16 protein-coding genes are annotated in these 12,935 nt (G+C 40.5%); 13 read left to right on the top strand and 3 right to left on the bottom strand.

Annotated elements, in window-relative coordinates; translation table 11 throughout:
* Positions 1-39: 39 nt before the first annotated feature.
* Positions 40-840: an NAD kinase gene (locus B1K71_RS12610; RefSeq protein WP_077327511.1), complete on the bottom strand. Its 801-nt coding sequence runs from the start codon at positions 838-840 to the stop codon at positions 40-42.
* Between the two features lie 227 nt (positions 841-1,067).
* Here B1K71_RS12610 and B1K71_RS12605 point away from each other — a divergent pair, with 227 nt between their 5' ends.
* The 6 genes from B1K71_RS12605 to B1K71_RS12580 all read left to right on the top strand — a co-directional run bounded on the left by B1K71_RS12605 (position 1,068) and on the right by B1K71_RS12580 (position 5,507).
* Positions 1,068-1,535, top strand: a complete 468-nt coding sequence (locus B1K71_RS12605; protein ID WP_175631907.1) for a DUF2953 domain-containing protein — start codon at positions 1,068-1,070, stop codon at positions 1,533-1,535.
* A gap of 12 nt (positions 1,536-1,547) precedes the next feature.
* The gene (ytfJ, locus tag B1K71_RS12600; protein ID WP_077327505.1) at positions 1,548-2,081 is read left to right on the top strand and encodes a GerW family sporulation protein; all 534 of its coding nucleotides are present in this window, start codon (positions 1,548-1,550) and stop codon (positions 2,079-2,081) included.
* Between the two features lie 101 nt (positions 2,082-2,182).
* The gene (gene tpx, locus B1K71_RS12595; protein ID WP_077327502.1) at positions 2,183-2,683 is read left to right on the top strand and encodes a thiol peroxidase; all 501 of its coding nucleotides are present in this window, start codon (positions 2,183-2,185) and stop codon (positions 2,681-2,683) included.
* Between the two features lie 106 nt (positions 2,684-2,789).
* The gene (locus B1K71_RS12590; RefSeq protein ID WP_077327499.1) at positions 2,790-3,782 is read left to right on the top strand and encodes a class I SAM-dependent methyltransferase; all 993 of its coding nucleotides are present in this window, start codon (positions 2,790-2,792) and stop codon (positions 3,780-3,782) included.
* Positions 3,783-3,797: 15 nt separating this feature from the next.
* Positions 3,798-4,982 carry an acetate kinase gene (locus B1K71_RS12585; protein WP_077327496.1) on the top strand — a complete coding sequence of 395 codons (1,185 nt, stop codon included), beginning with the start codon at positions 3,798-3,800 and terminating at the stop codon, positions 4,980-4,982.
* Positions 4,983-4,994: 12 nt separating this feature from the next.
* Positions 4,995-5,507, top strand: coding sequence for a MogA/MoaB family molybdenum cofactor biosynthesis protein (locus tag B1K71_RS12580; protein WP_077327493.1), 513 nt, complete (start codon positions 4,995-4,997; stop codon positions 5,505-5,507).
* Positions 5,508-5,530: 23 nt separating this feature from the next.
* Here the strand turns inward: B1K71_RS12580 and B1K71_RS12575 are convergent, their stop codons facing one another.
* On the bottom strand, positions 5,531-5,965 hold the full coding sequence (locus B1K71_RS12575) for a universal stress protein (RefSeq protein ID WP_077330223.1): 435 nt from the start codon (positions 5,963-5,965) through the stop codon (positions 5,531-5,533).
* Positions 5,966-6,099: 134 nt separating this feature from the next.
* Between B1K71_RS12575 and B1K71_RS19925 the strand changes: the two genes are divergently transcribed.
* A complete protein-coding gene (locus B1K71_RS19925) occupies positions 6,100-6,252 on the top strand; it encodes a hypothetical protein (protein ID WP_175631818.1) in 153 nt (50 codons plus the stop codon).
* A 133-nt stretch (positions 6,253-6,385) separates the two neighbouring features.
* On the top strand, positions 6,386-7,144 hold the full coding sequence (locus tag B1K71_RS12570; protein ID WP_077327490.1) for an SDR family oxidoreductase: 759 nt from the start codon (positions 6,386-6,388) through the stop codon (positions 7,142-7,144).
* A 371-nt stretch (positions 7,145-7,515) separates the two neighbouring features.
* Here B1K71_RS12570 and B1K71_RS12565 read toward each other — a convergent pair whose 3' ends face one another.
* The gene (locus B1K71_RS12565; protein WP_077327487.1) at positions 7,516-8,613 is read right to left on the bottom strand and encodes a M24 family metallopeptidase; all 1,098 of its coding nucleotides are present in this window, start codon (positions 8,611-8,613) and stop codon (positions 7,516-7,518) included.
* 160 nt (positions 8,614-8,773) lie between these two features.
* On the opposite strand from B1K71_RS12565, the gene B1K71_RS12560 reads away from it, so the two are divergent.
* From B1K71_RS12560 to B1K71_RS12540, 5 genes are all read left to right on the top strand, one after another.
* Positions 8,774-9,445, top strand: a complete 672-nt coding sequence (locus B1K71_RS12560; RefSeq protein ID WP_077327484.1) for a PspA/IM30 family protein — start codon at positions 8,774-8,776, stop codon at positions 9,443-9,445.
* Positions 9,446-9,604: 159 nt separating this feature from the next.
* Positions 9,605-10,285, top strand: a complete 681-nt coding sequence (locus tag B1K71_RS12555; RefSeq protein ID WP_077327481.1) for a metal-dependent hydrolase — start codon at positions 9,605-9,607, stop codon at positions 10,283-10,285.
* A gap of 165 nt (positions 10,286-10,450) precedes the next feature.
* On the top strand, positions 10,451-11,203 hold the full coding sequence (locus B1K71_RS12550) for a prepilin peptidase (RefSeq protein ID WP_077327478.1): 753 nt from the start codon (positions 10,451-10,453) through the stop codon (positions 11,201-11,203).
* Between the two features lie 105 nt (positions 11,204-11,308).
* Positions 11,309-11,530 carry a hypothetical protein gene (locus B1K71_RS12545; RefSeq protein WP_077327475.1) on the top strand — a complete coding sequence of 74 codons (222 nt, stop codon included), beginning with the start codon at positions 11,309-11,311 and terminating at the stop codon, positions 11,528-11,530.
* 78 nt (positions 11,531-11,608) lie between these two features.
* A complete protein-coding gene (locus tag B1K71_RS12540; protein WP_077327472.1) occupies positions 11,609-12,916 on the top strand; it encodes a DRTGG domain-containing protein in 1,308 nt (435 codons plus the stop codon).
* The last annotated feature ends 19 nt before the right edge of the window (positions 12,917-12,935 follow it).

Genomic DNA, 12,935 nt, shown 5'->3' with positions numbered 1-12,935 from the left:
CGGTATGGCGTTTTTCTGTTGAGAGCTTATGTGATGCACCTATAAAAATGTCCGCTTTACTCTGGACCAGTAAGAATTGTTTTTTAGTTTTACCGTTTTAATAACTTTGTTGCTGAGCGTAATATTTAATGATCTTATATTGCGAATGGGATGTGCTTCATTATCAAGTCCGATAATAGGGTAGTCATTTCCATCCTGGACGACTTTAAGGGTTAATTCTCTGTCTTTGTTCAGCAAAAATGGCGAACCAAGTGTCCGATAGCGGTTGTTATTCAGAGATGCTAGCTCAGATACCTGGAAACAGGGAAGTTTTGGGTCAACAATGGATCCCCCGGTCGATTTATTGTAACCAGTACTCCCAGTCGGAGTTGCAACAATCAATCCATCTCCCCTGAATGTTTCAAAATGCAAATCATCGATATAAACCTCGATAACAATTGTCTTTATAATAGTGGAACGAATACTGATTTCATTCAGACAATGAAAGGATGACTGATCGTTGATTTTCACATCGATGACAGGAAATCGGCGAACTTCAAGAGCTTCATGTTCCATCGTATGCAGCATGTCACTCATGTTATCCATATTAAAATCACAATATAATCCGGATTCATTTGAGCGTGTCAGACCGGTATATAAGCAATCCTGTCGAAACCCGGTTTTCCGCACAGCCTGTAGAAACGCGCCATCACCTCCGACACTCATGATGATATTGGCATCATCTGCTTGATCAACAATTTTGAAATCGTTCCTTTCAGCGGTTTGAACCAAAGATGCTAACTGTTCTTCCGGTAATTCAGTAAGCTGATACAAGTATATGTTGTTTCGTTTTTTATGCATAAGAGATGCCTCCTACTATCCTTATCCTTTATTTATCGTATCATGTTTAAAGCAGGTAAACGAATAATTAGTTGAAAAATGGATAAAACATGAAATTTTGCTGCATAGTATTGCTTGAGGTGAAAAATATGTGGATATTCGGGTTGATATTGCTTGTTTGTATATTTTTATTGTTTTCACGGATTACAATTGCTTGCAGGGGGGAATTCCGGCAAGAATGTCAGCAATTGGAAATAAAGGTCTATTTTTACGGAATCAGATTGTTGGGAAAAACATTGGATCTATCGGAACCAAAAACCATGGACATGTCCATCAGACAAAGTATTGAGCTGTTCCAAACTACCGGCAGTAATTTATTACATAAATTAAATGTATATCATGAGTTGACCGTGATGTTGTTAAAAAGATTATACTTTCGTAAATTATTATGGGAAACGGGGGTTGGAACCGGAAAGGCGGATAGCACCGGTTTTGCGACAGGTGGAATTTGGACTTGTAAAGGGTTGCTTGCAGGCTATCTTACGGATAAAAGTAATTTTAAGGAGCGGCCGCATATACAAGTCATCCCTTATTTTAACAGGGCATATTTTCAGTCGGAAATGGAGTGCATTGTTTCCATAAGAATCGGGCAAGCTATGTACGCACTTCTTAAAGTGGTACGGAAAATACCGGTTAAAAAAGAAGCAGTTATATAAAGGAGGAGCATTATGAGTGAACATCCGATTCAAGGCCTGATGACTACTGCAATGGAAAATCTGAAAGATATGATAGAAGTGAATACGATTATCGGAGATCCAGTTGAATCTCCGGATGGAAGCGTTATTGTTCCTGTATCAAAAGTAGGATTCGGGTTTGCCGCTGGGGGCAGTGAATTTTCCAGTGGCGGAAGCAAAGGCGGCGATTCCGGCGGAGACAGCAAAAAACTTCCGTTTGGAGGTGGAAGTGGAGGAGGAGTATCCATTACACCGGTTGCTTTTTTGGTTGTCAGTCAAAAAGGAATTAAAATGATTCATATGGATGAGAATGTTCATCTTTATGAGAAAATGATTAACTTTGCCCCGCAAGCGGTGGAAAAAATTCAGCAGATTTTAAAGGAATCCGGTCAATCCAAACAACAGAAAAAGGATTCCCAACAAAAAGGAGATTCACAGCAAAAACAGCAGGATCAGGACAAGGACAATAAACAAAAAAACAGCAAGGGAAATGAAAGTGATTCTGAACAAACGAATTATGATATTTAGTTCACATAAATGTCCTTTGTTTTAACGGTTTTTGTTAGACAATTCCAATAGAGAAACCCATAATAAAAGTGTAGACTACAAAATTTGGGAGGAATGATTATATGGCAGATGTTACATTCCAAGAAGAACCTGTCACACTTTTAGGGGAAGATATTTCGGAAGGGGATAAGGCACCGGATTTTACCGTGCTTTCAAATGATCTGAAGGAAGTTTCATTGGAGGATTATAAAGGAAAGGTTAAATTGATTGCAGCTGTACCATCAGTGGATACGGGTGTATGCTCGGAGGAAACGAAACGTTTTAATGAAGAAGCGGACAAGCTGGATAATGTTCAGGTACTGACAATCAGCATGGATCTTCCATTCGCTCAAGGACGCTGGTGTGCGGCAAACGGTGTTAAGAAACTGGATACATTATCAGATCATCGTGACGCAGATTTCGGAGAAAAATACGGTGTTCTGATCAAGGAATTACGCTTGCTTGCAAGAGCAGTATTTGTTGTGGATTCAGAGAACATAGTAAAACACGTGGAATATGTTAGTGAAGTTACCAATTATCCTGATTTTGACAAAGCATTGGCGGCTGCCAAAGAAGCTGAATAATATTCGATTCCAACCTCTCCTGCTTTTGTTCGGCAGGGGAGATTTTTGTACATATACCTGTTTCTTTTGATACACTCAACATAGACGAAAGAAGAGGATGTGCAATATGGAAAAAACAAATGTAGAAAAATTATTTGAATGGATAGACCAGACAACAGAAATTATACAGAAATACGAAAATGTACCATATCTGGATTCCCTTTCTAATACATTAGAAATTCTGTTTTACCGGGAAGTCCCGGCAGAAACAGAAGAAGTAGTAGGAAATAAATTGCAGGAGAAACTGCAGGATGGCGTGGTTGAAACCTATACGACTTCTGAGGTGCGAAAATCTGTGCAATTGGCGATTTTGAAAGGGATGAAAGGTTCCACGCAACAACAGCATTTAATGACTCCGGAAACGGTCGCATTGTTTACAGGGTATTTAGCTGAGAAACTGACACATGGAAAAGAAAATCTACGCGTGTTTGATCCAGCCAGCGGGACAGGAAATTTACTTACTATAATAATGGACCATCTGAAGCATGTGGACAACGCGTATGCCGGTGAAGTTGATCCGACCTTAATTGAACTGGCAGTACTGAATGCCAATTTACAAAAGAAAGAAATTGAATTCTTTCATCAGGACAGTTTGCGTCCTTTTTTATTGGATCCGGTTGACTTGATTATTGCAGATCTTCCTGTGGGTTATTACCCGGATGATATACGCGCGCAAAACTATGAATTGAAGGCGGATCAGGGACACTCATATGCCCATCATTTGTTTATCGAACAGAGTATGAATTACACAAAAGATGGTGGTTATTTAATTTTTATAATCCCGGATTTCCTCTTTGACAGTGATCAGTCTGACAAACTTTATGCGTATATTCATGAAGTTGCCCATATCGTTGGGGTGGTCAGACTGCCTGACAGCACTTTTAAATCTGAAAAAAACGTGAAAAGTATTCTGATCCTGCAAAAAAATGGACAGGGAATACAAGCGCCGAAACAGCCGTTGCTCGCAAACCTTCCATCTTTTAATAATACGGAAGCGATGAATGATATCCTGAACCAGATCAATGCATGGTTTTCGGCACATATTCCAAATCAGGATTGACAGGAGTTGAGATGTATGGGAAAAGTGTTGGCAATCAATGCCGGTAGTTCATCATTTAAGTATCAATTAATTCAAATGCCTGCGGAGGAAGTCCTGGCAAAAGGGATTTTCGAGCGGATTGGAATGGAGAATTCTATCTTCTCCATCACAATTGACGGCAAAAAGGATAGTGTTGAGGCGAATATACCGGACCATGAAACAGCAGTAAAATGGCTGTTGGAAAGATTGCAGACTTCCGGTGTCATTCAATCAATGAATGAAATCAGTTCAATTGGCCACCGGATTGTACATGGCGGGGAACGTTTTACAGATTCGGTTGTCATCACGGATGAAGTTATTCAGGAAATCAAGGAAGTTTCCAAATTGGCACCTCTTCATAACCCTGCCAATCTGACCGGGGTAAAGGCCTTCAGAGAAATCTTGCCGGATGTACCGATGGTGGCAGTATTTGATACAGCATTTCATCAAACAATGCCTAAGAAGTCATACTTATATAGCTTGCCATATGAGTATTATAGTGAATTTGGCATTCGCAAATACGGATTTCATGGCACTTCACACCAATATGTTTCACAACGGGCAGCAGAAATGATGGATATTCCGGTTGAACAGTTACGGCTTATTACATGTCACCTCGGTAATGGTGCGAGTATTGCGGCGATTGACAAAGGAAAATCAATTGACACCTCCATGGGATTTACCCCACTCGCAGGTGTAACAATGGGAACCCGATCTGGAAATATTGATCCCGCATTAATTCCTTATATTATGGAGCAGACAGGACAGACAGCGGATGAGGTTATGAATGTCCTCAACAAAAAGAGTGGAATGCTGGCATTGTCAGGATTTTCAAGTGATTTGCGGGATATTGAGCAGCAGGCAGGTACAAATGAGCGTGCAGAGCTGGCTCTGGAAGTTTTTGCTGCCCGAATCCATAAATACCTCGGTTCCTATGCAGCTCGCATGTCAGGTGTTGATGCTATCATTTTTACCGCCGGCGTCGGGGAAAACAGTGATGTTATCCGCGAGAAGGTACTGACCGGACTTGAGTTTATGGGAGTTTATTGGAATAAGGAACTAAATAAAGTACATGGTAAGGAAGCTTTTATCAACTACCCTCATTCTCCAGTGAAGGTGCTTGTTATTCCGACGAATGAAGAGATAATGATTGCCAGGGATACGGTGCGGCTTACAACATAGGAGGAATGTGCATTGTCCATTCAGAAGCATAAAAATGAACAATTAAACGTAAATTGCATGGTACTGACAATCAGTGATACGCGGACAGAAGACACAGATAAAAGCGGTGATCTGATTGTTGCACTTCTGAAAGGTGCCGGACATCATGTTCAAATGAAAGAGATTATTCATGATGAACAAACAGCAATTGAAAGGATGATTGATGCGGGCTGCAATCATCCTGAAGTTGAGGTCATTATTACAAATGGCGGTACGGGAATAGCTGGCAGAGATGTTACGATTGAAACGATAAAGCCATTGTTTGATAAAGAAATTACCGGTTTTGGAGAGTTGTTTCGCTCGCTTAGTTATTATGAAGATATTGGCTCAGCAGCCCTCTTATCCAGGGCAATAGCAGGTGTTATTGAAAATACTGCCGTTTTTGCTGTGCCAGGGTCGTCCGGTGCTGTGAAACTCGCAATGAATAACCTTATTCTTCCGGAAGTTTCACATGTTGTAAAGGAAATAAAGAAAGATATGACGTAACGCTTATTTTTCAATTGGCGTTACTACCGTACAACAAGCACATCACAATTAGCATATCTTGTAATACTTTCTGAAACGCTGCCGATCAGAAAGCGTTCAACAGCACCCATGCCGGTAGCACCGCATATAATCAGATCAGCTCCAAAATCAACCGCAATTTCTTTGGCTATTTTAACTTTTGGTGATCCGTATTCCACACAACGTACAATGTTGGTTACACTTGCCTCATGAGCGCTTTCCACATAACTTTCCAAAAGTTCTTTTGCGTAGTTGTCGGCCCGTTCTGCCAATGTTCTGTCGTAAGCTTCAGCAGTGGCGAAAGTCCTGGAATCCACAACGTGTGCCAAAATCAACCTTGCATCATTTCGTTTAACAATATCAAGTGATTTTTTAAACGCATGTTCAGATGCTTCAGACCCATCGACTGCTACAACAATATTTTTGTATTCAAAATCCATCATTCTCGCCCTCCCTTTTTCTTAGAAAACAGTACCCGTTTTATCAACAGTTTAATCAATTTGAAGCGAGATGGAAACAGCTACCTCCAGTAATACAGAAAGAAATGCATATACTAAAACTGGAGGTGATGATATTGACCAGGAAAGAGCGATTGTTTGAAGATAAGGAAGGTATTGCAGCCGTGCAGAACCAATTGATTGAAAGTTATCAAAGTGGTGTCATTGAAGATAAAGAAAACCTTTCAAACAACAGAAGTATTCACACCTTCAATAATCAGAAGAAATAGTGGAAGTCATCCATCCCTGAAACAGGGGTGGATCTTCATTATTTAGTATCGAACAGGCTCTTTCGCTTTTGTTAATATTATATTATGATATAATTCCAATCATGACAGGCAATTGGGAAGAGGAGGTATTGAAATGGGCCATGCACTTATTACAGCCGGAACATCCGGTTTGGGGAGAAAAGTGATTGAAGAATTTTTAAGGGCCGGCCATTGCGTTACCACTACATATTGTAAAAATTATGAAAAGGCAAAAAAGGTTCAGGAAGATTTGGGTGCCTACAGTCATCATTTGCATATTGTACAGACCGATGTAACTAAAAAATCGGAATTAAAAAAACTTGTGGATGCAGGTATTGCAAAATTTGGCGGGATTGACTACTTAATTAACAATGCCGGCCCTTTTGTATTTGATCGGAAAAAATTGATGGATTATACAGAAGATGAATGGTATGAAATGGTAGAAGGGAACTTGAGTGCAGTTTTTTATTTATTACGGCTCACAATTCCACACATGCGTCAACAGAAATTTGGAAGGATTGTCAATTATGGATTTCAAGGTGCAAACAGTGCATCTGGATGGCCATACCGTGCTGCATTTGCAGCTGCCAAAAGCGGGCTCGCTTCTCTGACGAAGACATTAGCTTTTGAAGAGGCGGAAAATCAGATTACCTCGAACATGATTTCCCCGGGGAATATTGTTGGTGATATGAAAGAAGCCAGTATTGAAGAAAGCAGAAAAACGTTTGACAGTAAAACCCCAATTGGCAGGTCCGGCACTGGTGAAGATATAGCACGAACCATTATGTATTTGTGTGAAGAAAACTCAGACATGATTACCGGTTCCGTTTTCGAAGTGACAGGCGGTCTGGACGTGATTCATCGTTATAGATAAATAAAAAGAGGCCCGGAAAAAAAGTGTATCCAAAGTAAAACCCGAATAATGAACGGAGCGTGTAACCGCTCCGGAAATATACTACGCTTTCACTGCCAGCATAAGTGCGACATCTGCTCAAGCAGGCTTTCGCAGTGTCTTCTTTACCGCGGGCGGCTGCTGAGCCTCCTCGTGCTGGGTGCTCGTCGCACTGCGGGGTCTCACCTATGCCTTTCCTCCCGCAGGACAAGGAAAGCTGCGGAGCGTTACATCGCACGCAGAAAAAGTGTATTCCTTTTTCAAGGAGTCTCCGTATATTTCCTCCGCTAAAAATTTCTAACTATTCGTCTTTTGAATTACACTTTTTAATATGTCCCGGCCTCTGTTTTTTTCTATCCAATAATTTGCAGTTCTTTAGGGAATTTGGTTAGTGATTCGGCGCCGTTTTCCGTCATGAAAATCATATCTTCAATTCGTACACCGCCTGTATCCGGCACATAAATACCGGGCTCAATGGTATAGCACATTCCAGGTTTAAGCGGTAACTCGTTTTTACTATGCATGGAAGGATATTCATGTGTTTCAATACCAAGACCATGTCCAATTCGATGTGTAAAGTATTTGCCATATCCTGCCTGTTCAATATGATTTCGTGCGGTCAGATCGATTTTTCCAACAGGAGTTCCAATGACCGATGCTTCTATCGCTTTATTTTCTGCCTCTAACACTGTATTATAAATTTTCTCCTGTTCTGGTGTTATGGATTTATAAGCAACCGTCCTCGTAGTATCTGAACAATACCCCTCGAAAATAACGCCGAGATCAAACAATACCAGGTCACCTTTTTCAATCTTTTTCATGGAAGGATTTCCATGCGGTGATGCAGTTTTGGATCCGGATAGCGCCATGGTGGAGAAGGACATTCCCTGAACTCCCTGTTTTTTAAGTTCATATTCAATCTTGGCAATAATACTTTGTTCAGCCACGCCTTCTTGAATCGCTTTTATTCCGGTCTCCACACCAAAGTCAGCAAGTGATGCCGCCTCCTTCAATAATGTATACTCTTTCTTGCTTTTCAGCACACGTAAATTGGCAAGTATTCCCTGTGTATCTGTGAATACTGCTTTTGGAAAAATGGATTTGATGTGCTCAAAGCGTTCAACTGATAAATGGTTTAATTCCAGACCTACTGATGCAGGGATACTGTCATTCCGTTTTAAGTAACTGAGCAGCAGGTCCCATGGATTCTCATGATCCTGATACCCGATGATATCATATTTCCATCCTGCATTCCTGGCATCTTCCTCCTCCATGGAGGGGACCATAATAACGGGATCATGAAGTTTACTGATATAAACTGCAATTACCCGTTCATGCGGATCTGTATAGTAGCCGCTCAAGTAATAAAAATTTGCGGCTGATGTTACCATCATACTTTCCAAATCATTGGTTTTCATTTCGTGTAATAATGTATCGATTCTGTCAGACATATAAGCACCTCTTTTTCGTGAATGGTTTTATTATAACAAACGAACTGTAAATTGATAAAAGAATGATGTTAATGAAACTTTTATGGAACTGAAACGTATTTCTTTGTAAAGGTAATGGGTATACAGAGAAAGGATGGCTAAATCAAAAAGGAGGCGCAATATGTTTAAATTTTTTAAACGGCTGTCGACGGTAGTTGGTTCTGAATTGAATGCCATGCTGGATAAAGCGGAGGATCCCGTTAAAATGCTTGAACAATATATACGTGAAATGGCAGAGGACATTCGCGAAATGGAAACCGCTGTAGCCCGGCAGGTCGCAAATGAAAAAATGCTAAAACGGAAAGCGGATGATGCCAGGGCCATGGCGGATAAGCGTCAGTATCAGGCTGAACAGGCACTTGCGACTGATGATGAAGAACTTGCACGCAAAGCATTGGAAGGCAAAGGTGAGTATGATAAGCAGGCATCCATGCTGAATGAATCATGGGATCAGGCAACAGAAGATTCAAAAGTACTCAAAAGCAAATTGGATGAGATGAAAAAGGAATTCCAGGAGATGAAACTGAAAAAGGATACACTTACTGCACGCGCTGAATCAGCTAAAACCAAAGCGAAAATGAACCGTACGATGTCTTCGATCGGAAATGATGATTCGAGAAGAGGTTTTGAGCGGATGGAAGAGAAAGTAATGCAGTACGAGGCTGAAGCGGAGACAACTGAGGATATCTCAACCGAAAGCAGAACATTGGATGATACATTTGATGAGATGGAGAAAAATAAAGCAGTTGATGATGAATTCAAAGCATTAAAGAAGAAAATGGGAAAAGACTGAAATGGTTTTTGAACAGATGCCGATGTAAAGGTATCTGTTCCATTTTATATAGAAGTATGAATGAAAAAAACGTGAAACGGGTAGAGGAAAATATAAGATTTTTGTAGAATATAATATATAATAGATGAAGCAATAATTTTTGCAGAAGGAGCGGATAACGTGAAAGTATCTTATCATGGACAATCAGTAGTACGGGTGGAAACAGCTGATCATACTATTTTAATTGACCCATTCATTTCCGGAAATGAGCTGTGTGATTTGGATGCGGATTCCATCAAAGCAGATGTGATTCTTTTGACACATGGTCACAACGATCACGTTGGAGATACGTTTGATATTGCCAAACGGAATGATGCATTGGTTGTTGCACCGAATGAACTTGCCAATTATTTTGGAGGAAAAGGTTTGAATACACACCCAATGCACATTGGCGGGGCGCACGAGTTTGATTTCGGGAAGGTTAAATTAACACAGGCCTTTCATGGATCCTCTTATACGGAAGAAGATGGTTCCATTATTTATACCGGAATGCCAGCTGGAATATTGTTGACTGTGGAAGGAAAAACCATCTACCATGCCGGGGATACAGCATTGTTCAGTGATTTGAAACTGATTGGTGACATGAATGATATTGAGCTTGTTTTTCTGCCGATTGGTGATAACTTTACGATGGGACCGGAAGATGCGCTTGTTGCGGCTGACTGGGTGAAGGCAAATACTGTAGTGCCAATGCATTACAACACGTTCCCGGTTATTGAGCAGGATCCGGACGATTTTGCAGCCAAAGTTAAAACCGGTAAAGGACTGGCCATGAAAATAGGCGACTCTATAGAACTCTAAATACTTCTGTAAGGCTTTTTTGTAAGCATTGCAGTGAATCCCATATGATGTCTTAAATAACAATCAGTCTTTAAAAACGTGAACTATCAAAGTTCACGTTTTTATTCATTCCAAAGTCTTGTACAAATGCTATAATATAGAAAAAACAGTTTAGGGGTATACGAGATGGAAAATGCACTTATTCTTTTTTTCTTTGTTCTGGGTATTATTTTCGGTTCTTTTTTTAATGTGGCTGGACTTAGAGTACCAAAAAGGGAACCTTTCGTGAATGACAGATCGCATTGTCCGAACTGTGGTCAATCCCTTTCATGGTACGATTTAATTCCCGTTCTTTCCTTCATTTTTTTGCGGGGGAAATGCCGTGATTGCGGGAAACGAATTTCATTTATTTATCCGGTGGTTGAGTTGGCAACAGGATTTTTCTTTTCTTTCAGTTACATTCACATTGGACTGAATGTGGAACTGATTATTGCGCTAACCCTTGTATCGATGCTGATGATTCTGTTTGTTTCGGATGTTCATTATATGCTTATCCCAAACCGTATTTTGCTTTTTTTCTTACCTGTTTTTATCATTCTCCGTATGATAAATCCACTTGATCCATGGTGGGATTCCATAGCCGGGGGAATTATAGCCCTTGTCCTTCTCGCTGTCATTATCGTTGTCAGTAAAGGAGGAATGGGAGGAGGGGATATGAAGCTTTTCGGATTATTAGGTATCGTACTTGGCACGGAGAAAGTATTACTTTCATTTTTCCTTGCAACTTTAATTGGAGCACTATTCGGAGGGTTGCTTCTGGTTTTCAGGATTGTGGGACGTAAGCAGGAAGTACCGTTTGGACCGTACATAATTGTTGGTGCTTTACTGGCATACTATTACGGGGATGATATCATATACTGGTATTTTAATTTGGTATAATTAATTGATTACCGGTGTTTCAGTCATGATGTCAAATGTGGCTTCATATTGTTTAAAAAGGCTGTTAAAAAACAGTTAGACAAACAATAAAAGGAGGTCATATTCATGCGCAATTACGCTATACTGCGATTACTGCTTGCCGGATTTCTGTTATATTTTGCTTGGCCTTTAATACCAGGTGCTGTAACACAGCTGGAGGCTGTCTTTTGGGGAGTATGGCTGATTTTTCTGCTTCTTACGGTCGGCTCAAATTTAGCAACTCTATTGCAAATGACCAGCCCGCCGGTTATGGAACAGCAAAAAGCACAGCGGCGGCAAAACGCTTAATCATTGAGGTTTATGCTTATCAACTGTATAATTAAATATAAATAAATGACTAGTACAGTTGAAAGTCGGTGAGCGGAAATGGCAACAAAACATGAGCAGATTCTGCAGCATATTTTAACGCTGGATATAGGCCATAAAATTTCGGTCCGGCAGATTGCAAAAGCGTTAAATGTGAGTGAAGGCACAGCCTATCGGGCGATAAAGGAAGCTGAAAACCAAGGAATTGTCAGTACAATAGAACGTGTCGGGACAATTCGGATTGAACGTAAGAAAAAAGAAAATTTTGAGCGTCTCACATTTGCCGAGGTTATCAATATTGTTGATGGACAAGTACTTGGCGGACGTAAAGGACTTCACAAGACATTGAATAAATTTGTTATTGGTGCAATGCAGCTTGATGCGATGATGCGCTATACGGAGGCAGGTTCACTTCTTATTGTCGGTAATCGTGTGAAAGCGCATCAACTTGCATTAAGTGAAGGTGCAGCTGTTTTGATTACGGGTGGTTTTGATACAACCGATGAAATTAAACAGCTTGCTGATGAAAAACAGCTGCCTTTAATGTCCACCAGTTACGATACTTTTACTGTTGCAGCGATGATTAACCGGGCTATTTATGACCAGTTAATCAAAAAGGAAATTGTATTTGTTGGAGATATTTATACTCCATATGATAAATCTTTTTATTTATACACCAAGGACCATCTGCAGCGCTGGTATGAATTGAATGACCAATCGAAACATACCAGATTTCCGGTTGTTGATGAAAAAGAACGGGTAATGGGGATGGTTACTTCAAAAGATATAATTGGCAAAGATGTCTCATTACCGGTTGAAAAAGTAATGACGAAAAATCCAATTATGGTGCAGGAAAAGACGTCGCTTGCATACGTTGCCCATATGATGGTATGGGAGGGAATTGAGGTTGTTCCCGTTGTTAACCCATCGCAGAAACTGCAGGGAATTGTATCCCGGCAGGATGTGCTGAAGGCATTACAGCAAGTTCAGCGACAACCACAGGTCGGGGAAACGATAGAAGATATCGTTTCGCGCAATCTGCAGCCAGCCGGAAATGATGGGACGAGCTTTCAAGTACAGGTTATGCCGCAGATGACCAATCAATTGGGAACTCTTTCAAATGGTGTCTTTACTGCGCTGATGACCGAAGCCAGCAGCAGACTATTGCTACATCATAAAAAAGGTGAGCTGGTTGTGGAAAGTTTAACGGTGTACTTTTTGAAGCCTGTACCAATTGAAAGCATTTTGTTAATTAAGCCGACACTAATGGAGGCAGGCAGGATTTACGCTAAAATTGATATTGAAGTGTACAACGGCAGAAAAATGGTTGGAAAGGGTCTTTTGATGGCTCAATTAATTGATCGTTAAAAAAAGCTGACCTGTTTAT

It is taken from the genome of Virgibacillus siamensis (assembly GCF_900162695.1).
In the GTDB taxonomy this organism is placed as follows: Bacteria; Bacillota; Bacilli; order Bacillales; family Amphibacillaceae; genus Lentibacillus; species Lentibacillus siamensis_A.
This window is presented reverse-complemented; position numbering and strand designations above follow the sequence as displayed.